24 protein-coding genes are annotated in these 19,501 nt (G+C 41.3%); 8 read left to right on the top strand and 16 right to left on the bottom strand.

What is annotated here, in order from left to right:
- Positions 1-241 precede the first annotated feature (241 nt).
- Complete coding sequence (locus H5182_RS15395; RefSeq protein ID WP_149983193.1) at positions 242-775, top strand: gamma carbonic anhydrase family protein; 534 nt, start codon at positions 242-244, stop codon at positions 773-775.
- Here H5182_RS15395 and H5182_RS15390 read toward each other — a convergent pair.
- Positions 772-1,026, bottom strand: a complete 255-nt coding sequence (locus tag H5182_RS15390; RefSeq protein ID WP_145241786.1) for a DUF1488 domain-containing protein — start codon at positions 1,024-1,026, stop codon at positions 772-774. The two genes, H5182_RS15395 and H5182_RS15390, sit on opposite strands and share 4 nt — an antisense overlap.
- Positions 1,023-1,847 carry a shikimate dehydrogenase gene (gene aroE, locus H5182_RS15385; protein ID WP_145241784.1) on the bottom strand — a complete coding sequence of 275 codons (825 nt, stop codon included), beginning with the start codon at positions 1,845-1,847 and terminating at the stop codon, positions 1,023-1,025. Before aroE ends, H5182_RS15390 begins: the two co-directional genes overlap by 4 nt.
- Before the next feature lie 67 nt (positions 1,848-1,914).
- Here aroE and H5182_RS15380 point away from each other — a divergent pair, with 67 nt between their 5' ends.
- Positions 1,915-2,352 (top strand): group II truncated hemoglobin, encoded by a 438-nt coding sequence (locus H5182_RS15380; RefSeq protein WP_182760263.1) that lies wholly within the window; start codon positions 1,915-1,917, stop codon positions 2,350-2,352.
- A gap of 99 nt (positions 2,353-2,451) precedes the next feature.
- Positions 2,452-4,053 (top strand): methyl-accepting chemotaxis protein, encoded by a 1,602-nt coding sequence (locus H5182_RS15375; RefSeq protein WP_182760262.1) that lies wholly within the window; start codon positions 2,452-2,454, stop codon positions 4,051-4,053.
- Between the two features lie 50 nt (positions 4,054-4,103).
- Here H5182_RS15375 and hemF read toward each other — a convergent pair whose 3' ends face one another.
- The 6 genes from hemF to H5182_RS15345 all read right to left on the bottom strand — a co-directional run bounded on the left by hemF (position 4,104) and on the right by H5182_RS15345 (position 9,003).
- A complete protein-coding gene (hemF, locus tag H5182_RS15370; protein WP_149983190.1) occupies positions 4,104-5,021 on the bottom strand; it encodes an oxygen-dependent coproporphyrinogen oxidase in 918 nt (305 codons plus the stop codon).
- 2 nt (positions 5,022-5,023) lie between these two features.
- Complete coding sequence (locus H5182_RS15365; RefSeq protein ID WP_182760261.1) at positions 5,024-5,590, bottom strand: L-threonylcarbamoyladenylate synthase; 567 nt, start codon at positions 5,588-5,590, stop codon at positions 5,024-5,026.
- Between the two features lie 37 nt (positions 5,591-5,627).
- A complete protein-coding gene (locus H5182_RS15360) occupies positions 5,628-6,200 on the bottom strand; it encodes a type I DNA topoisomerase (protein ID WP_182718494.1) in 573 nt (190 codons plus the stop codon).
- Between the two features lie 73 nt (positions 6,201-6,273).
- On the bottom strand, positions 6,274-6,747 hold the full coding sequence (locus tag H5182_RS15355; protein WP_145241772.1) for a DUF494 family protein: 474 nt from the start codon (positions 6,745-6,747) through the stop codon (positions 6,274-6,276).
- Between the two features lie 22 nt (positions 6,748-6,769).
- Complete coding sequence (gene dprA, locus H5182_RS15350) at positions 6,770-7,852, bottom strand: DNA-processing protein DprA (protein ID WP_145241770.1); 1,083 nt, start codon at positions 7,850-7,852, stop codon at positions 6,770-6,772.
- A gap of 29 nt (positions 7,853-7,881) precedes the next feature.
- The gene (locus H5182_RS15345; protein WP_145241768.1) at positions 7,882-9,003 is read right to left on the bottom strand and encodes a LysM peptidoglycan-binding domain-containing protein; all 1,122 of its coding nucleotides are present in this window, start codon (positions 9,001-9,003) and stop codon (positions 7,882-7,884) included.
- A gap of 118 nt (positions 9,004-9,121) precedes the next feature.
- Between H5182_RS15345 and def the strand changes: the two genes are divergently transcribed.
- The 5 genes from def (at position 9,122) to H5182_RS15320 (ending at position 15,634) form a co-directional block, all read left to right on the top strand.
- A complete protein-coding gene (gene def / locus H5182_RS15340; protein ID WP_182735374.1) occupies positions 9,122-9,628 on the top strand; it encodes a peptide deformylase in 507 nt (168 codons plus the stop codon).
- A 26-nt stretch (positions 9,629-9,654) separates the two neighbouring features.
- Positions 9,655-10,608 carry a methionyl-tRNA formyltransferase gene (fmt, locus tag H5182_RS15335; protein WP_145241764.1) on the top strand — a complete coding sequence of 318 codons (954 nt, stop codon included), beginning with the start codon at positions 9,655-9,657 and terminating at the stop codon, positions 10,606-10,608.
- Positions 10,601-11,890: a 16S rRNA (cytosine(967)-C(5))-methyltransferase RsmB gene (gene rsmB / locus H5182_RS15330; RefSeq protein ID WP_182760260.1), complete on the top strand. Its 1,290-nt coding sequence runs from the start codon at positions 10,601-10,603 to the stop codon at positions 11,888-11,890. Before fmt ends, rsmB begins: the two co-directional genes overlap by 8 nt.
- 17 nt (positions 11,891-11,907) lie before the next feature.
- A complete protein-coding gene (gene trkA, locus H5182_RS15325; protein ID WP_064668279.1) occupies positions 11,908-13,284 on the top strand; it encodes a Trk system potassium transporter TrkA in 1,377 nt (458 codons plus the stop codon).
- Between the two features lie 199 nt (positions 13,285-13,483).
- Positions 13,484-15,634, top strand: a complete 2,151-nt coding sequence (locus H5182_RS15320; protein WP_259398317.1) for a TonB-dependent siderophore receptor — start codon at positions 13,484-13,486, stop codon at positions 15,632-15,634.
- Positions 15,635-15,705: 71 nt separating this feature from the next.
- On the opposite strand, the gene H5182_RS15315 is transcribed toward H5182_RS15320, so the two are convergent.
- The 8 genes from H5182_RS15315 to H5182_RS15280 form a co-directional block, all read right to left on the bottom strand.
- Entirely contained in the window at positions 15,706-15,921 is a 216-nt protein-coding gene (locus tag H5182_RS15315; protein WP_145241762.1) for an EF-hand domain-containing protein, read from the bottom strand.
- Between the two features lie 67 nt (positions 15,922-15,988).
- Positions 15,989-16,201, bottom strand: a complete 213-nt coding sequence (locus tag H5182_RS15310) for a calmodulin (protein WP_145241760.1) — start codon at positions 16,199-16,201, stop codon at positions 15,989-15,991.
- Positions 16,202-16,285: 84 nt separating this feature from the next.
- Entirely contained in the window at positions 16,286-16,498 is a 213-nt protein-coding gene (locus H5182_RS15305; RefSeq protein WP_145241758.1) for a calmodulin, read from the bottom strand.
- A gap of 505 nt (positions 16,499-17,003) precedes the next feature.
- Positions 17,004-17,474: an OsmC family protein gene (locus tag H5182_RS15300; protein ID WP_182735375.1), complete on the bottom strand. Its 471-nt coding sequence runs from the start codon at positions 17,472-17,474 to the stop codon at positions 17,004-17,006.
- A gap of 14 nt (positions 17,475-17,488) precedes the next feature.
- Positions 17,489-17,908 carry a GNAT family N-acetyltransferase gene (locus H5182_RS15295; RefSeq protein ID WP_310741366.1) on the bottom strand — a complete coding sequence of 140 codons (420 nt, stop codon included), beginning with the start codon at positions 17,906-17,908 and terminating at the stop codon, positions 17,489-17,491.
- A gap of 88 nt (positions 17,909-17,996) precedes the next feature.
- Positions 17,997-18,590 carry a DUF998 domain-containing protein gene (locus H5182_RS15290; RefSeq protein ID WP_182731933.1) on the bottom strand — a complete coding sequence of 198 codons (594 nt, stop codon included), beginning with the start codon at positions 18,588-18,590 and terminating at the stop codon, positions 17,997-17,999.
- 182 nt (positions 18,591-18,772) lie between these two features.
- Entirely contained in the window at positions 18,773-18,985 is a 213-nt protein-coding gene (locus H5182_RS15285; RefSeq protein WP_145241754.1) for a calmodulin, read from the bottom strand.
- 148 nt (positions 18,986-19,133) lie between these two features.
- Positions 19,134-19,346, bottom strand: a complete 213-nt coding sequence (locus H5182_RS15280; protein WP_145241752.1) for a calmodulin — start codon at positions 19,344-19,346, stop codon at positions 19,134-19,136.
- Positions 19,347-19,501: the final 155 nt, after the last annotated feature.

The following is a 19,501-nucleotide window of genomic DNA, read 5'->3' as shown; positions in this document are numbered from 1 at the left end:
CTCGCTAAGCGTTGCTGTCTGCCGTCTCAGTGGGGTCGCATTATAGGGCGCGGCGAATTTTACGCAAGCGTTTTTTAAAGAAAACTTGAAATAAAGTGCTGTTCGTTCAATTTACGCGCTAAACAGCTCAAAAGTGCTAGTTTAGTATACAGCACAGATCCTAGCTGGCCATTTTATAGGCTCTACTGCTACACTATTTACCTCTTACTGTTGAACTTATTCTTAATTTATTAGGTGTTTTATGGCAATCCGTTCTTATAAAGGAATTACTCCTCGTTTTAACCAGTCTGTTTATATAGATGAGTCGGCTGTTTTAGTTGGTGATATCACATTAGGTGAAGATAGTAGTGTATGGCCGTTAGTAGCAGCACGAGGGGACGTTAACTATATACGCATTGGTGAACGTACTAACGTGCAAGACGGCAGCGTGTTACATCTAACGCGTGCCAGTAAAAGTAACCCAGATGGTTATCCATTAATTATTGGTGATGATGTTACCGTTGGTCACAAGGTTATGTTGCACGGCTGTTGTTTGGGGAATCGTATTTTAGTCGGCATGGGCGCGATTGTAATGGATAATGCCATTGTTGAAGATGATGTGATAATTGGTGGCGGTTCATTAGTTCCACCAAACAAGCGCTTGGAATCGGGCTTTCTCTATGTGGGTAGTCCAGTAAAGCAGGCGCGCCCTTTAACCGAGCAAGAGCTGAGTTTTTTAAAAATATCAGCAACTAATTATGTTGAGCTTAAAGATGAGTATCTAGCTGAGGATTAACTCAGCACTGAAACAATGATTTGTCCTGCCGAGTTATATTCTTCATTCTCGATTAGTTGCTCGGCTATATCTTCATAGTCAAAACGCGCCTGTTCAAAATGTAACTTTGCAGCTTGTTGGTCTGCCAATGCTAGCGTGTGTGTGTCAATGACACATTCAACCATTAAGCCACTTACTTGAGCAAAAAACGTTAACAGCTGGGATTGTACGTTAAATTCAAATCGGTCGATAAATTGGATTGCTTGATTCATGCAAGCTCTCCGGTTTTTAATGCCCGAACAACAGGGAGTATTTCAGGCATATTATTGCGCCACACAAAATAGGCTTGTGCAGCTTGCCCTACTAGCATGCCACTTCCATCAAGTACGTTAATATTAGCCTTATAGCCCTGAGCCCATTGCATAAACAGCGTATTTTGCTGTGAATAAAACATATCATAAACATGTTCACAGCCATCAAGGTGTTTTTTATCAAGCGCAGGCAATTCACCAAGCATACTGCTAGATGTAGAGTTTACAATTAGCGAGTAATCACTTACTGGTAAATCATCAAAACCATAGCCAGTTACATTACCGTATTGGGCAAATAATTCAGCTAGTTCCTTAGCTTTTGCTGCCGTACGATTGACTATAATGATTTCACTCGGCTGTTGTGCCAATAACGGTAAAACCACGCCACGTGCAGCGCCTCCGGCACCTATAAGTAAGACCCGTTTATCTTTAATGGTAACCTGATTCGCAAGCAGATCGTTCACAAAACCAATGCCATCGGTGTTGTCACCTAGCAAGCGCCCATCATCTAATAACTTAATAGTATTTACTGCTCCGACAATGGTTGCCAATTCAGTTCGCTCATCAACTAGCGCAAATGCTTGCTCTTTAAATGGCACTGTAACATTAGCTCCTTTACCGCCTGTGGCAAAAAAATCGGCCACGGCTTTTTTAAAACCATCAATCGGTGCTAATATTGCGCTGTATTCGATTTGTTCGCCCAATGAGGTTGCAAATTGCTGATGTATCGCAGGGGATTTTGAGTGTTTAATAGGATTTCCAAAAACTGCATATTTGTCCATATTTGAGCAACCTCTTTGTGCAGTAACATTACCTCGTAACTTACTGCTAATTAATGATGATAAAACTATGATTAAACGATTCTTTTCAAAATCGAAACCACCAGAACAACAGCAAGCACCAACGCCAGAAAAAACACCTTATCAACTGATGGGTGGAGAAGCTGGTGCTTTAGCACTTGCGAATCGATTCTACGACATTATGGCCAGCGATGAATACGCTAAACCGTTATATGATATGCATCCTCAACCATTGGACCGTATTCGCCAAGTGTTTTTTGAGTTTTTATCAGGGTGGTTAGGCGGCCCAGACTTGTTTGTTGAAAAACATGGTCACCCTATGCTGCGTAAACGCCATATGCCTTTTCCAATTGATCAAGATTTACGAGATCAATGGATGTATTGCATGAATAAAGCGTTAGACACGGAAATTGATAATCCCTTATTACGAGAAGGGTTACGTAAATCTTTGGCACAACTTGCCAGTCATATGATTAATCAGCACTAGCACTTCTCTTTAACTGCACGTTATTTGCGCTAAGTCAAAACGGCCTTTTTTTAAATATAGATAATACGTGATCAAATATTTAGAAAAAGCGTCGTGCGTGTGAAATCAATCCAACATAAAATTTATGCCCTATTGGCCCTAACAGGCATTATTGTGTTAATTGCCAGTATTCTTAGTAGCTCAAGCCAACAACGAACGCTTGCGCAAGACACTGTTGCAGAAAATATTAAGCTTCTTGCTGATAACTACTTTGACTCTATCAATACTTTGATGATCACAGGCACCATGGCAAATAGAGAGCTATTAAGCCAAAAACTACGCAAGCACCCAAATATTGAAGATGCGCATATTATTCGCTCCCCAATTGTTAATAAACTTTATGGGCCGGGCAATAAAAATCAAGTACCGAGCAACGATATCGAACGCGAGGCTTTAAAAGGCAAGGAAACATTGCTAATTGATCAGCAAAATAATAGCCGCAGTATGACTTTTCTGCGCCCTATGTTTGCCAGTAGCGATTATAAAGGCACTAATTGCCTTGGCTGTCATCAAGCACAAGAAGGTGATGTACTCGGCGTAGTTAAAATTAGTTACTCATTAGCTGATATTGATAATGCGGTGACTTACAACACCCTAGTAAATACCGCATTACTCTCTATTATTTTTATTATTGCCTTTGTATTACTGGGCATTATGTTTAGACAAATTTTTATTGTACGCCTTAAAAAGCTAGGTCATGCTATGCATTTAGCTACAACCAACAAAGATTTAAGCCTGCGAATTGACGATAGCGCTGAAGATGAACTGGGTTGGCTCGCCACCAGCTTTAATAAGATGATCGCCACCTTTAAAGATAATATTGCTCAAGTATCTCATTCATCAAAAGTATTGATCCACTCAGCAGAAAAAATTTATACCTCCGCGGATACTACTGAGCGCGCTATTTTAGAGCAAAAGAAAAATACAGACTCAGTGGCAGCTGCTATAAACGAACTAGAGAGCTCCTCTAATGAAGTAAAAAACACCACTCACTTTGCCTCTGAAAAATCAGAGAACAGTAATGAACTGGCACAACAAAGTATGCATGTTGCTGAACAAACCGAACTCAGTATTAATCAATTGGCAGACGATGTTCGCCAAGCTGCAGCGCAAGTAAGTCAACTACAAGTACAAACACTTGAGGTAGGAAAAGTACTCGAAGTGATTAGCAGTATTGCTGAACAGACCAATTTGTTAGCTCTTAATGCTGCGATTGAAGCCGCACGTGCAGGTGAAGCTGGTCGGGGCTTTGCTGTGGTGGCTGATGAAGTACGTACGTTGGCAACTCGTACTCATGCATCCACCGATGAAATTCGTCGCACAATCGACAAACTGCAATCCGAAGCGGCGCAAACGGTTAAAACCATGGGTGAATCGTGTGAGGAGGCTGATGCTAGAGCGCAACAAGTAAAAAATGTTGCTCAAGCTTTAAAAGATATTTCTATGCAAATGAATGAAATAAATCAACTTAATATTCAAATAGCCGACGCGACAGAACAACAAAACTTAGCCGCAGAGGAAATAAATCGGAGTGTTATTGGTATTAGTGATAACGCTGAGCGGTCATTAGTGGATGCTAACGATAACCAAAAAGTAAGTGAGGAGCTGTTAAATCTAGCGCGTTCACTGGATGAGCAAGTAAGAAGCTTTAAATTGATGTAATACTTAAAGTTGCCAGTCAATAAAGCAGATATTGACTGGCAGCCTGCTTACTATGCTAGCCCTAACCAGTCTCTTGGTTTTAAAAAGTCAGCGTATAGCTTATTTTCAGCACTGCCTTCTTCGGGTGTATAGTTATATTCCCAACGCGCTAGCGGCGGCATCGACATTAATATTGATTCTGTACGTCCGCCACTTTGCAAGCCAAATAAAGTGCCACGATCCCACACTAAGTTAAACTCAACATAACGGCCACGACGATAAAGTTGGAAGTCTCGTTGCTGCTCAGTAAATGGGGTTGCTTTTCTACGTTCAATAATAGGTAAATAAGCCCCTAAAAAGCCATTGCCTACTGCTTGCATAAAGGCAAAGCTTTGCTCAAACCCGGCTTCATTCAAATCATCAAAGAATAAACCGCCGACCCCGCGCGTTTCATCGCGATGTTTTAGGTAAAAATACTCGTCACACCATTTTTTATATTTAGGGTAAACCTCATCTCCAAACGGCGCACATAAATCATGCGCGACTTGATGCCAATGTTGAACATCTTCAAGCTCAGGATAAAATGGCGTTAAGTCAAAACCACCACCAAACCACCAAATAGGCTCCTCACCTTGCTTTTCTGCAATGAAAAAGCGTACGTTAGCATGGCTCGTTGGAATATGTGGATTGTTTGGGTGGATCACTAGCGAGACACCACAGGCATGGAAGCTACGACCAGCAAGTTCTGGACGATGCGCAGTTGCCGATGCCGGCATCGAAGCACCAAACACATGCGAGTAGTTCACCCCACCTTGCTCGATCACATTGCCACCACGAATAACACGAGTTCGCCCACCACCGCCTTCTTCGCGCTGCCAACTGTCTTCTACAAACTTGGCTTGGCCATCAGCTTGCTCTAAACCTTGGCAAATTGTGTCTTGCAAGGCCATCAGGTAGGTTTTTACTTGTTCGAGTAAATTGCTGTGCATGGTTATCCTCTAAATACTTTGCCGGTCATTACATCTTTAATAGTGCTAGGCTGCGTGTTACCACCAAGTGGTTCATCTACATAAAATGCCACCAGCTCGCCAAACTCACTTTTAGCCATTGCAATACTAGTGACCGTATCATGTCCTGATAAGTTAGCACTAGTAGACACAAGAGGTTTGCCTAATTCTTGGCATAAGCGCTTTACTGTTGGGTGATTAGTTACACGCACAGCAATACTATCAAATTGTCCTGTTAACCATTTAGGCGTACCTTTAGCCGCTGGCATAACCCAAGTAATTGCGCCGGGCCAGCTGGAAAAAATATCAGCGCGTTTATCCATCGGAATTTTTGCATCATCAACATACTTTAATAATTGCCCATAATTATCGGCAATTAAAATTAAGCCTTTCTCAGCGGGCCGCTGCTTTATTGCAAGTAAGCGCTCCACAGCTTGCTGATTATCGGGGTCACAGCCTAAGCCATAAACAGCTTCGGTTGGGTAAACAATAACCCCGCCTTGCGACACAGCAGCAAGGGCAGTTAAAGGAACTGAGGTAGTATCAGTCACTGAAAATCTCCAAATACAATAAAATTAAAGCCGGTAATTATTCGCTCACCGTGAATTTATGCGAGCAACTTTTCTGAGGGCATTGTAGCACAACACTATTGGTCATTTGCTTTTGCATCATTACTGGCCATTGGCACGCGGGGCAGATATGGCTAACTGGTTTGTGATTGAGTGTGTATTTACAACTTGGATAGCTATTACATGAATAAAATGTTTTACCAAATTTATTACTACGCGCCACTAACTGGCCTTTTTTACACTTAGGGCAAGCAGGTAAAACTTCTTCATTTGGCTCAGGCTCATCATGAGCAATGTAGTGACACTCAGGATAACCCGTACAGCCAATAAACATACCATAGCGGCCATTCTTCACTACTAGCGGATTACCACACTCAGGACAAGGGCTATCATCAAGTACTTTGATTTGTTGAGTATCATGTTGAGCAAGCGAGCGAATAAAATCACATTCGGGATAACTCGCACAGCCAAGGAAAGGACCTGATTTACTGTTGCGGATCACAAGCTCTGAACCGCATTTAGGGCACACTTCGTATTCTTTTTCTAAGGCATGTTGATTTGCAGAAAAAAGCGATTGGTCGATTTTACTCATGTGTTCCCTAAGCAGCTGACTAATTTTCGCCTAATATACCCAAACTAATTAAAGATACAAGCGCAGCACTTGCTTAATGTAGTACCTCTGCCGGCTCATCAAAAATAAGTTCTTCCATTTGTGCATAAGCTTGCTCTGAGCCTGGCACATTAAACAACACCATAAGTACCACCCATTTTAAATCATCAAGTGATATATAAGATTTATCTAATGCGAACAAACGATCCATAACCATTTCACGCGTTGCGCTGTTGATCACTCCGACTTGTTCTACAAACATTAAAAAGCCCCGACACTCTACGCTCAGCATGTGGCATTCACTATCGGTAAAAATACGTATCGCATGTTGTGGGAGGCGGTTTAAATAAGGGAATTCATCGCTGTGCTGCAAGTCAGCAAGCTGCTCAAGCCAATCAAGTGCTTTGTATATTTCGGGCTTATTAAAGCCGGCACGTAATAATTCGTCAGTGAGTTCATTATGCTCAACAAAGACTTCGGCTTCGCTGTGAATGTAGTTTTCAAACAGATACATGAGGATATCGAACATGTTACTTTCCTCCACACTAAGCTTATCGAACTCTAATATAGCCATCTAATACACGCTCTACTCTATCTTCCAATTCAAGATCAAGTAAACGTGCTTGCACTTTATCTATTGGCCACTGGCTACGCTGAGCAATTAAATCAACAGCTGTTACTTCAAAACCAACACTGTTTAGTATTTCGCAGGCAGGTTCATCAACCGTTGCTTCTTCTATAGTATATAGACTGTTTTCGCAGAAAAAGCTCACTTCGTCTAGAATATCACTGACATTTTCCACCAGCTTTGCACCTTGTTTAATTAAAAAGTGACTGGCTTCAGAGAGTGGATTTTTAATTGAACCAGGCACTGCAAAAACTTCTTTGTTTTGCTCCAGCGCATACCGCACGGTGATAAGCGAACCGCTTTTTATTTCAGCCTCGACAATCAACACACCTAATGACAAACCAGATATTATACGATTACGTCTTGGGAAGTTATTAGCATTAGCGGCTGTACCGGGTAAAAACTCGCTCACCAACATCCCCCGTTCGGATACTTGATCGGTGAGTAACTTATGCCGTTTAGGATAATAAACATCCACTCCAGTACCAAGCACTGCAATGGTTTTACCATTGCCCGCCAGCGCTCCTTTGTGGGCAGCACCATCAATACCAAGCGCCATTCCGGAAGTTACCGTTAATCCTGCCAAAGTGAGTTGATGAGCAAATTCAGCGGCGATCTCTAAACCGATTGGCGTGGCATTGCGGCTTCCAACAATAGCGATTTGCGGACTGGTCAATAACTCTAAATTGCCTCGGCAAAATAGCAATAAAGGCGCGCTAGCAATTTCTTTTAATAATGGTGGATAGTGAGGATCGAAGTAATCAATTGCGGTTATCTGTGAGTTAACAATTATCTGTTGATAATAGTCAACTTGCTGCCAATCGGTTGCCAGTAAATTAGTGGCGACCTGCGGGCTTAAACCATGACCGGTAAGCTGCTCATGAGTCAGCTCAAACAAATCATCTAATGGCAGTTTTTGTGCCAATGCCAATAAGGTTTTAACACCTAAGCCTTTACATAAATAAAAGGCAAGCCAATGGGTTAGCTTGCCTGATGAATCTTTCATGCTCCCTCCTTAGAGCACTCAAACCTGAATTAATTTATAACTGCAAAATCACCGACTCGGATTGGGTGCTGGTTTTTTACGATTAAGGCATAACTAACGTTTTTATAAACTTTAAACACCATTAGCTGACCGACCTGTTCTTTTGGCATATGCCACACAGTCGTGTCGGCATCTGCCTCTACGCCAAAAAATTCGTTGGCGTTTGTTACTAACTTTTCAAGGCTATTTGAATCTTCTTTGTAGCGTGGGCCATTACGACCATCAAAAACAGTCGGTGATTGACGCTCAATATCTAAAATGTGGCCTTCTTTAATTTGCTGCTCTGACCCTAAGTTTAGCACTACAATATCCATTGTGCTGAATTCTCGTAATCCACTCACTGATGCGATGATTTCACCTTGCACTGGCTGCTCAGGACGGTGAATATTAAAATACGCAGGTAATAGCTGACCTTCTATCGCAGGCATTAAAAAATCACCCGCTTTGATCTCTCTCTTTACCTGTTCAATTTTAACTGAAGCAGGTACACCATTGGCAATATCACCTTTTCTAAATACACGACCCACCGCCACTAATTGTGCTTTATTAGCCAACACTTCGTTTGTTTGCGGATCAACATATGCTTCGCCCTTGCGGTAAATAGCGTATGACTCGTGTAATTTCAGCTCACCTTTAACATAAACTATATGGCCTTCGGTATTCATTTTAGTGTTGACATTGGCTCCTAAAATATAAGGTTTATCGGCAATGTCATCAGCATTTAGTGCTTGCTCATAGATTAGGTAAGGACGCAGCAGCTCAAGAGGTAAAGTAGGGATCGCATTTTTACCTTTTTGTACAATTCGACCATGTGGAGAAAGCTTTTTATAACCCTGATTAATCACCAAACGTGGATTACCGTGCTCATCATAGATTAAAGACAGTGCATCCCCTGGGTAAATTAGGTGTGGATTATTAATTTGTGGATTCATTTGCCAAAGTTCCGGCCACTGCCAAGGCTCTTGCAAATAAACCCCTGAAATATCCCAAAGTGTATCGCCCTTTTTCACAACGTATTGTTTAGGCGCATCTTTTTTTATAGTTAATACATCTGCTAACGATGGGAAAGTAGCACTTAATGCCAACATTGCCGCGAGTAATGGGTATTTCATTGAGCTTCCTTGTGGTGTTTTTTCATTATTATCAACCAAAACCTGTTAAAGGTGAACGCGAATGGCTAAAATAAGAGCATACAATACCCTAAATTAAGCACAAGTGAAAAAGGTTACTATGGCTAGGTTAGAAGTTTTAAGATTTCCAGATGAGCGTTTACGTACAATAGCAAAAGAAGTGGTGCAAGTTGACGACCAAATTCGCCAAATTGTAAAAGACATGCTGGAAACTATGTATGATGAAAACGGCATTGGATTAGCTGCGACTCAAGTCGATATTCATCAACGTATTGTGGTCATTGACGTATCAGAAGAACGTGATAAACCGTTAGTATTGATCAACCCGACAATCACTAAACAAGATGGCACCACGGTAAGTGAAGAAGGCTGTTTATCTGTGCCACACTCTTATGCAAAAGTTGACCGCGCAGAAACTGTAACAGTGACCGCATTAAACGAAAATGGCGAAGAGTTTAGTTTAGATGCTGATGAGCTATTAGCAATTTGCATCCAGCATGAGCTTGACCATTTACAGGGTAAACTATTTATCGATTACTTATCACCGTTAAAGCGCCAACGTATTCGTAAAAAACTTGAAAAAGAAGCTAAGTTAGCAGCGCAATAATACCTTAGTAATAATTAGGAAGTTCAGTGACACAACCATTACGCATTATTTTTGCCGGTACGCCAGACTTTGCTGCGCGCCATTTACAAGCTCTTATCGACTCAGAGCATCAAATTGTTGGCGTGTATAGCCAACCCGACCGTCCAGCAGGGCGCGGTAAAAAACTCAAAGCCAGTGAAGTGAAAGAACTCGCACTGGCCAATGAGTTAGCAGTGTTTCAACCTGCCTCATTAAAAAGTGACGACGCTCTGGCTGAACTAAGCAGCTTAAATGCTGACCTTATGATCGTGGTCGCTTATGGATTACTGTTACCAAAAGCAATTTTAGAGGCGCCACGGCTTGGTTGTTTAAATGTACACGGCTCAATTTTACCGCGCTGGCGTGGTGCCGCGCCGATTCAACGCGCTATCTGGGCGGGCGATGAAGAGACTGGCGTCACCATAATGCAAATGGATGAAGGCCTAGATACCGGCGACATGCTGCATATTAGCCGCTGCCCTATTACCGCCACTGAAACAAGTGCAAGTTTATACGCTAAGCTTGCCGATTTAGGCCCAAGCGCACTAATAGACACCATTACTAAGTTAGCTAATGGCGAAATTACCCCGCAAGTACAAAATGACGAGCTTGCCAATTACGCTAAAAAGCTATCTAAAGACGAAGCAAATATTGATTGGTCGATGGACGCAGCGCAAATAGAGCGTAATATCCGCTCATTCAATCCATGGCCGGTCTGTTTTACCCAAATGGGTGAACACACTGTAAAAGTTTATCAAGCTAATGTTGTTGACCAGCAAGGCACGGCAGGCACGGTATTACAAAGCGATAAACACGGCATTGTGATTGCCTGTGGTACTAACGCACTTAATATCACTCAAGTACAACCACAAGGTAAAAAGCCAATGGCCATTACTGACTTTTTAAATGGTCGAGCAGACTGGGTAACTCCTGGCACACGAATAGGCGAACACAATGAGTAATGTCAGGGCGCTTGCCGCCGAAACTTTATATAACGTGGTTGATAAAGGCGCCTCATTAAATCAAGAGCTGCCTTTTGCCAGCCAAGGTTTACCACCTAAAGATAAAGCGTTATTACAGCAAATTTGTTACGGCGTACTGCGTTATTTACCAAGTTTAGAAAGTTATTGTCAACATTTAGTTGAGCAGCCACTTAAAGGTAAGCGCCGTATATTCCAGTTCTTACTGTATGTGGGCATTTACCAACTACAACATATGCGGGTTCCACCGCATGCAGCCATTAGCGAAACGGTTAATGCATTAGAACAACTGCGCGCATTGGGTTTAAAAGGCTTGATCAACGCTATTTTACGCAGCTTTCAGCGCCAGCAAGTAGAGCTTGAAGAAAAAGCCAAGCAAATACCAGTGTGTTTATACAACCACCCAAACTGGTTTATCAAACAAGTAACTGAAGCTTACCCTGACTCTTGGCAAGCTCTACTAGAAGCGAACCAGCAGCAAGCACCAATGTGGTTGCGTGTTAACCAAGCGCAATATAGCACCGCTGAATATAGCGAAATGCTCACTGCTAATGACATTGAACATACACTCAATCCTGATTTCCCTGATGGTATTAAGCTGGATAAACCGCGCGATGTGTTTTCCTTGCCTGAATTCGACACCGGCGCATGTTCAGTACAAGATGCAGCAGCACAGCTTGCGGCACGCTTGTTAGATCCAAAAGCTGACGAGCATATTCTAGATGCCTGCGCAGCACCCGGTGGTAAAACCTGTCACATTCTAGAACTCGCAGATGCTGATGTACTGGCACTTGATAGCGATGCCACCCGCCTTGAACGTGTAAAGCAAAACCTTGAAAGAATTGGCTTAGGCGCTGATTTACAATGTGCCGATGCTTCGCAGCCACACAAATGGTGGGATGAGCAACAGTTTGACCGTATTCTATTAGACGTTCCTTGCTCTGCAACGGGTGTAATTCGTCGTCACCCAGATATCAAATGGCTACGTCGTGCATCAGATATCAATGATCTGGCGACACTCCAGGGCGATATTCTCAATAGCATTTGGCCATTATTGAAACCAGGTGGCACGCTAATTTATGCAACCTGCTCGGTATTACCACAAGAGAACCAACAGCAAGTCGCTAAGTTTTTAGCAAATAATAACGATGTTGAACATATCCCGCTACATGATAACGATACCCCAAGCAACCCTGGGCTGCAGTTACTGCCTGGTGAGAGTGACGGATTTTATTATGCCAAGCTTATAAAAACACACTCATAAGAAGCTTTTAGTAAACCATGAAAATAATCATACTCGGTGCAGGACAAGTAGGCGGTACACTCGCTGAAAACCTGGTAGGTGAACAAAACGAAATCACGGTTGTTGATATTGATGGCAACCGATTACGTGAGTTACAAGATAAATACGATCTACAGGGTGTTACAGGTCATAGTGCCCACCCTGATGTATTACGCCGCGCCGGTGCGGAAGACGCCGATATGATCATCGCAGTGACCAGTTCAGATGAAGTGAACATGGTCGCTTGCCAAGTCGCGTATAGTATTTTTAATACGCCGACTAAAATTGCTCGGATCCGTTCTGAGCAATACTTAAAGTACCGCGAAAAGCTCTTTCAAAACGATGATTTACCTGTTGACCACTATATTGCTCCAGAGCAACTAGTGACTAAGTATATTCGTCGCTTGATTGATTATCCTGGTGCGTTACAAGTTTTAGAGTTTGGCGATGGCATGCTCTCGCTGGTTGCGGTAAAGGCTTACTACGGCGGATTGTTAGTCGGTTATGCATTGTCAGCATTAAAAGAGCATATTCCTAATGTTGAAACTCGTGTTGCCGCGATTTACCGCCAAGGTAAAGCAATCAAACCACTGGGTACTACAGTAATTGAAGCGGATGATGAAGTGTTCTTCCTCGCTGCCACCAAACATATTCGTGCAGTAATGAATGAACTACAGAAATTAGAGCGTTCATACAAAAAAATTATGATTGCTGGTGGCGGTAATATTGGTGCTGGGCTTGCTCGCTCTCTGGAAAAGAATCATAGCGTAAAATTGCTTGAACGAAATAAAGAACGTGCTGAGCAGTTATCAGAAATGCTTGATAATACAGTGGTGTTTTGTGGTGATGCGTCAGATCAGGAGTTGTTATCAGAAGAACACATCGAACAAGTTGATGTATTCATCGCGGTAACCAATGATGATGAAGCTAATATTATGTCAGCCATGCTCGCTAAACGCATGGGTGCGCAAAAAACCATGGTGCTTATTCAGCGCGGCGCATATGTTGATTTAGTGCAAGGTGGCGAAATTGATATTGCCATTTCACCACAGCAAGCCACGATTTCTGCCCTGCTTACCCATGTTCGCCGCGGTGATATTGTTAATGTGTATTCATTACGTAAAGGCGCAGCAGAAGCCATTGAGGCGGTGGCCCATGGCGACGAACATACCTCTAAAGTTGTCGGCCGTGCAATTGCTGATATTAAGCTGCCTGCAGGTACCACGATTGGCGCGATTGTCCGTAATGATGATGTACTCATTGCCCACGACGACACGATAATTCACTCAGGCGATCACGTCATTATGTTCTTGATCGATAAAAAGCATATCAACGTAGTTGAAAAACTGTTCCAAGTTAGCGCTATCTTTCTCTAAATTACTCCTCACCTTTCGACACAAAGCAACTGTATCGAAAGGTGAATTTCCACCTCCAACACATGCAAATGAAAATCAATCTCAAAAGCATTTACTTCTGTACCCAAATCCATTACTCTCACGCTGTTTGATAATCAAGCGTTTTCTCTTTCTGTGAGAAGTTAATTTCACATTTTTTAATATAAATGGATTTCTTCAAATGATACACCCAACTTTAAACACCCCTCTTTGTGTTACATATTGCAGTGTTATTGGTATTCTTGTGTGTGGACTGTCAACGAATGCAAATGCCGAAGCTAAAAACGACATTGAAAAACTAACCATCGTGGGCCAGCAAGATAGCGGCTACAAAGTAAGTGCAATGAACTCAGCAACAGGGCTTGATCTCAGCCACTTGCAAACTCCGCAATCAGCTATCGCTATCACCAGTCAATTTATGGCCGATCAACAATTAAATAGCGCTATTGAAGCCATCACCAGCGTAACCGGCATCAATGCAAGAGAGGCCGATAATGGTAAATATTCAATTTCAGCGCGCGGTATCAGTGTTACCAGTATTTTATATGATGGCATAGCAACAACCTACGATACCCGCTTTAATTACGGCGATAATTTAACAGACACAGCAATTTTTGAACGCATTGAAGTCGTCCGGGGTGCCACAGGATTAATGCTGGGGGCAGGCAACCCCTCTGCTGCAATAAATTTAATTCGTAAGCGCCCTACAGTGCATAACCAAGTAAATATTTCTGCAACGGTTGGTTCTTGGCAAAACTATCGTGGTGTGGTTGATGTGTCAGGCAGCTTAAATGGCAGCGCAAGTGTACGAGGTCGTACAGTCATTGCTTACCAAGATAAGCAATCATACCAAGAGCGTTTTTCACAAAATCGCAGCACATTATACGGTATTATCGAAGCTGACCTAACTGATAGTACCCTGTTAACTTTTGCTGTTGATACGCAAACCACAGACCCAAAAGGCACGATGTCGGGTGGACTACCTATTTTTTATAGCGATGGCACCCGAACAAACTATGATAGAGAAACATCCACAGCGCCAAATTGGTCATCTTCAAAAACTAAAGCATTGAATAGCTTTATGAGTATTGAGCATTACTTCAATGCTAATTGGCAGCTAAGTGCGAGCTATATATATGGTAATAATGACCTACATTACGATGTTTTTTGGGCGACAGGTAACCCTGACTCACAAACGAATATAGGCATGAAGCCCGGTTCAGTAAATTATATTGATGCGAAAAGAATACAACGAACCTATGAAATAGAGCTAGCAGGTAGGTTTAACTGGTTTGGGCAAAACCACCAATTGCTTTTTGGTTACAACAACCAAGATCAAGATTTTTCAACGCCTTATTTTGCAAACCAACAGCCACCGACTGTCATTGGCGACTTTACTGCAACAGATTATGACTACCCAAAACCTAACTGGCAAACCACACCTGCCTATGGCTCGTATGGCACGACAAAGCAAAGCGCACTTTATTTTGCTTCACAGTTTAACGTAACTAATGCGCTATCTATTATTTTGGGTAGTCGTTTAAATCAATGGCAAACCACACAAGACAGTTTTGGTAGCAAGCATGATTACGAGTTGAATAATGAACCGACCAATTATCTTGGTACCACTTATGCGTTAAACGACAGCTGGGCGCTGTATGCCAATTACACCGATATATTCACACCACAAAGCCGTGTGGACGAAAATGGTAATTACTTAGCACCAATTCAAGGTAAAAACTACGAAGTGGGTATTAAAGCCTCATTATTTAATGAGCGTTTAGATATGTCACTGTCTGGTTTTGAAATCCATCAAGATAACTGGGGAGAATATACCGGTGCAACAATTCCAGGAACTAACCAAGATATTTACCAAGCGATTGATGGCACCATTACTGAAGGCTTTGAACTAGAACTCAATGGCGCGATAAGCGATACTTGGGATGCTTACTTTGGCTATACTCGCAGTAAAGGTGAAAGACCAGATGGCACAACTTTAAATACCATCAATCCAAAAGATCAGTTTAAGTTATTCACTAGTTATCAATTAAGCGATAGCTTACAGGGCGTAAAAATTGGCGGTGGTTATCGCTGGCAGAGTCGCAGCTACGATGATGTAAAAAACCCTGCATTTGGCACGGTTGAAGTTGCACAAAAAGCCTATGGTATAGCCAGTTTAATGACCAGCTATCAAATTAATAAGCAGATGACTGTTAGCCTTAATATTGATAATTTATTTGATAAAACTTATTACAACCAAATTGGTTTTTATAACCAATATCGCTACGGCAGCCCGCGAAAATTCTCCCTGCAGTTTGACTACAGCTTATAACCATTCAAGTTAACCAAAAAAAGCAGCTTAACTAAGCTGCTTTTTTTTGTAGGAGTGTTATTTCTATCAGTTTATTGTACTTTGGCAAACTCTTCTTTCGATAGCTCACCGTTTTGATCTGTATCTAAGTCAGCAAAAATTTCAACTAACTGTGCATTCACAGAGGCTTCTTTTTGGCTAATCACGCCGTCTCCATCAGTATCAAATGTGTCAAAACTAACTGCTGCAAACGCAGTTGATGAAGCCGCTAAGGCAAAAATAGCAAGTGCTGTATTAATATGTTTCATAGTGTTATTCCTAATAATTTAAAAGAAAGAAATCCTTTTCAGAGATCCCTGTTTGTGGAAACTGAAATTACGCTTTTGAAAATTCTTCTTTTGATAACTCACCGTTTTGGTCAGTATCAAGCTCAGCAAACTTAGCTGAAATAGTCGCATCAGCAGATGCTTCTTGTTGGCTGATTACACCATTGCCATCAACATCAAGAGTATCGAAGTCAGTTGCTGCAAAAGCAGCTGATGATGATGCCAACGCGATAAGTGCTAAGGTTTTATTTAATGTGTTCATAATTATCTTCCTTCCAAAATTTAGTGTGCTTGCTTAATCAAATGCGCAGGTCCTTTGCAAAGATCCTTGTATGAAAATAAGCGATTACGCTTCAGAAAACTCAGCTTTTGAAAGCTCACCATTACCATCAGTATCTAACTCAGCAAACTGGCTCATTAATTTTGCATCAACTGCCGCTTCGCTTTGGCTGATCGTGCCGCTACCATCAACATCTAAGGTGTCAAAGTCAGTACCTGCAAATGCTGCTGATGAAGAAGCTAATGCGATAAGTGCTAATGTTTTATTTAATGTGTTCATAATAAATATTCCTTCAAAGTTTATGGTTGTGAACTTAAGTGATAATCACCGTTTCGTTCAAGACAACTAGAGTATTACAACTTCGGTGCCAACAATTTATTATCATTAAAAATCATGAAGTTACATTGTATTTTGATGTTTTCGTGGAATTTAGAAGGACTATTCTGTTGCAGTTTAGCAACAAGATTTATGCGTTAACCTATAAAACCATATAAATCAAATGGTTAATAGTTATAAAAATGACACAACTCGATAAACTATGCTGATAATAGTGTTTTTTTCAAAGATGAGTACCCTAACCGCAACTGAACAGCAACTTTAACTGATAAAAATTAAATTTTTTTCATAAATTAACAATCTGAATTGTAAGGGGAAATTAAATTTATTTTGGTAAGTAAAAAATAAAAACGCAGTTAGTTTATGAAAATTCGTGTTTTGTTGCCATTATGCGAAACAATAGCAACGATATTGCAGTTTTAACGCTCTGGGTATTCTTACAATTTAATTAAGCACCAACAATTTCAATCACAATATGTGTTTTCACCGAATTGGCGATAAAACATAACTCATGAGCCTGGTGATGCATTTCTTCTAATTGCTCTGCACTCGGTTGCTCATTTTCGGCAAACTTCACACATGGTTTTAAAGTTACTTGAGTCATCGACATACGCCCATCACTAGCGCGCTGCATCAAACCAACGGCATCATCTTGATAGCTATCAACCATAAACTTATTTTTTGCCGCAATAGATAAGAAAAATAACATATGACAGCTCGACAATGACGCAATAAATGCCTCTTCGGGGTCGACACTTTCTGCCATAGAATATGGCAGTGGCACGATATGCGGTGAGGAGGATGCAGCAATAGTTGCCCCACCATCAAATTGCCACTGGTGAGCTCGGCTATATTTATTATCAATAAACAACTCTTCTGCTTGGCGAGACCACACAACACTTGCTACATATTCAGACATTGAAATTTTTCATCCTAAGTAAATTTACACATCCCACAGCCTAGCATTTTATCCGGCCGACTAAAATATCCGTAACGAGCATAAAAAGATTCTTTACCTTTGGCTGAGAGCAGTCCGATCGTCGCACCTTTTTTTGCTGCCCCAGCCAAATACATTTCTATATTATCCATAATCAACGCACCAATACCTTGCCTTTGAAAGTCAGGATCGACAACAACATCTTGGATATAAAAAAATAAACCACCATCACCTATTACACGACCCATACCAACAAGTAGCCCCTCCTGTCGGATCACTACATGAAATAACGAGTTGTTTAAACTAGTATTCGCCAGATCAGCGTTGACTTTACCCCAACCGACTTTCTCTCTTAATAAACAAAATTCTTCTAAAGATGGACAGCTAAGTTCCACGGTATAGCTAACACTTTTCACTAAGCCTAATCTCCGTCATTCAATATCTAATTCACCTTTGCTTAAGCGTTTTACAAAGCAACACTTACTGTTTAAATCTAAAATTAAATTACAGCACCAACGAAAATGCACTCAACCACAACAACTGCACACCATAAGCTAATCGTTGATAAGTGCCTACACTGCCTTTTTGCTTAAATGCTTGCGTCAACAAAACTAAAAAGTAACAGGCAATACACACACACAAAATTGAAAAAAGCCGAAATGAAATACTGGTATATGAACTTACAGCAACAAAAATTGGCGCAATCAGCAAAGACAGCAGCATTACCAAGCCAGCCCAAGAATGTATTTGGCAACTCAAAGTAGGGTTTTTAGTATTAGGATCCGCATCCATGGGGAAGTAACCGGCAATCCAGGTACCCACACCATGAATCATGACAAGCCAACCGACCAACATAATTAATATAGCGGTATTTTCCAGCTGTACGACATACCAACCAAATAAACAAAATAGTAACCCAAGAGGATAGTTATTAATAAGCGGGGATAGTTTTTCCGTGGGACTGCCAGCAGCACCGAGCTCGCTGCAAAATTGCTTTGCATGACTATAGTTTGGATAACACCTACCAGCGATATACACCCCAGCAACAATCCATATACTCGCGCTTAGTGCTGAATATAAACTGATAATCTCTAACATTAGCAACTTCCATGTATAAATTAATACCACGATAATAAGCTGATGTATTTATGTTGTAAATAATGCACTTAACCGCACAGGAAGCACACAGGCATAAAAAAAGCAGCCCGGGGGTATTGGCTGCTTTTGAACGTAATCAATGTAAAAGTCCTTTTAAAATTCCTTGTAGGCGGAAGCTATAATTAGGCCTTTGCGAACTCAGCTTTTGAGAGCTCACCGTTACCGTCTGTATCAAGCTCTGCAAATTTACTCATAAGCTCAGCATCAACCGATGCTTCACTTTGGCTGATTGCGCCGTTGCCATCAACATCTAGCGTATCAAAATCGGTAGCAGCAAACGCCGCTGATGAAGATGCCAGTGCAATAAGTGCTAATGTTTTATTTAATGTGTTCATAATTAATATTCCTTCAATGTACTATCAAAGAATTTGTCTCAATACTGGTTTTCAATGCGAGTAAAGTCTTCCTTGTTATCCTTTATCATGGGTTCCCTGCCCACTTAGGTTGTCTTTGGCAACTCAGGATAAACTCAGTATTAAATTATTAAGCTTTTGAAAACTCTTCTTTTGATAACTCACCGTTTTGGTCAGTATCAAGCTCTGCAAATGTTGTAGATGTAATACCACCCATTGATGCTTCTTGCTGGCTCAGAGCTCCATTCCCATCAACATCTAGCGTATCAAAATCGGTAGCAGCAAACGCCGCTGATGAAGATGCCAGTGCAATAAGTGCTAATGTTTTATTTAATGTGTTCATAATTAATATTCCTTCAATGTACTATCAAAAAATTTGTCTCAATACTGGTTTTCAATGCGAGTAAAGTCTTCCTTGTTATCCTTTATCATGGGTTCCCTGCCCACTTAGGTTGTCTTTGGCAACTCAGGATAAACTCAGTATTAAATTATTAAGCT

The organism is Pseudoalteromonas sp. SG44-17 (assembly GCF_014164235.1).
GTDB lineage: Bacteria > Pseudomonadota > Gammaproteobacteria > Enterobacterales > Alteromonadaceae > Pseudoalteromonas > Pseudoalteromonas rhizosphaerae.
The sequence above is the reverse complement of the archived record's forward strand: the minus strand, read 5'-3'. Positions and strand labels throughout refer to the sequence as shown.

Coding starts and splice junctions, on each gene's coding strand:
- H5182_RS15395 (WP_149983193.1), top strand. CDS start 242: ATGGCAATCCGTTCTTATAAAGGAATTACTCCTCGTTTTAACCAGTCT.
- H5182_RS15390 (WP_145241786.1), bottom strand. CDS start 1,026: ATGAATCAAGCAATCCAATTTATCGACCGATTTGAATTTAACGTACAA.
- aroE (WP_145241784.1), bottom strand. CDS start 1,847: ATGGACAAATATGCAGTTTTTGGAAATCCTATTAAACACTCAAAATCC.
- H5182_RS15380 (WP_182760263.1), top strand. CDS start 1,915: ATGATTAAACGATTCTTTTCAAAATCGAAACCACCAGAACAACAGCAA.
- hemF (WP_149983190.1), bottom strand. CDS start 5,021: ATGCACAGCAATTTACTCGAACAAGTAAAAACCTACCTGATGGCCTTG.
- H5182_RS15360 (WP_182718494.1), bottom strand. CDS start 6,200: ATGAGTAAAATCGACCAATCGCTTTTTTCTGCAAATCAACATGCCTTA.
- H5182_RS15355 (WP_145241772.1), bottom strand. CDS start 6,747: ATGTTCGATATCCTCATGTATCTGTTTGAAAACTACATTCACAGCGAA.
- dprA (WP_145241770.1), bottom strand. CDS start 7,852: ATGAAAGATTCATCAGGCAAGCTAACCCATTGGCTTGCCTTTTATTTA.
- H5182_RS15345 (WP_145241768.1), bottom strand. CDS start 9,003: ATGAAATACCCATTACTCGCGGCAATGTTGGCATTAAGTGCTACTTTC.
- def (WP_182735374.1), top strand. CDS start 9,122: ATGGCTAGGTTAGAAGTTTTAAGATTTCCAGATGAGCGTTTACGTACA.
- rsmB (WP_182760260.1), top strand. CDS start 10,601: ATGAGTAATGTCAGGGCGCTTGCCGCCGAAACTTTATATAACGTGGTT.
- trkA (WP_064668279.1), top strand. CDS start 11,908: ATGAAAATAATCATACTCGGTGCAGGACAAGTAGGCGGTACACTCGCT.
- H5182_RS15320 (WP_259398317.1), top strand. CDS start 13,484: ATGATACACCCAACTTTAAACACCCCTCTTTGTGTTACATATTGCAGT.
- H5182_RS15315 (WP_145241762.1), bottom strand. CDS start 15,921: ATGAAACATATTAATACAGCACTTGCTATTTTTGCCTTAGCGGCTTCA.
- H5182_RS15310 (WP_145241760.1), bottom strand. CDS start 16,201: ATGAACACATTAAATAAAACCTTAGCACTTATCGCGTTGGCATCATCA.
- H5182_RS15305 (WP_145241758.1), bottom strand. CDS start 16,498: ATGAACACATTAAATAAAACATTAGCACTTATCGCATTAGCTTCTTCA.
- H5182_RS15300 (WP_182735375.1), bottom strand. CDS start 17,474: ATGTCTGAATATGTAGCAAGTGTTGTGTGGTCTCGCCAAGCAGAAGAG.
- H5182_RS15290 (WP_182731933.1), bottom strand. CDS start 18,590: ATGTTAGAGATTATCAGTTTATATTCAGCACTAAGCGCGAGTATATGG.
- H5182_RS15285 (WP_145241754.1), bottom strand. CDS start 18,985: ATGAACACATTAAATAAAACATTAGCACTTATTGCACTGGCATCTTCA.
- H5182_RS15280 (WP_145241752.1), bottom strand. CDS start 19,346: ATGAACACATTAAATAAAACATTAGCACTTATTGCACTGGCATCTTCA.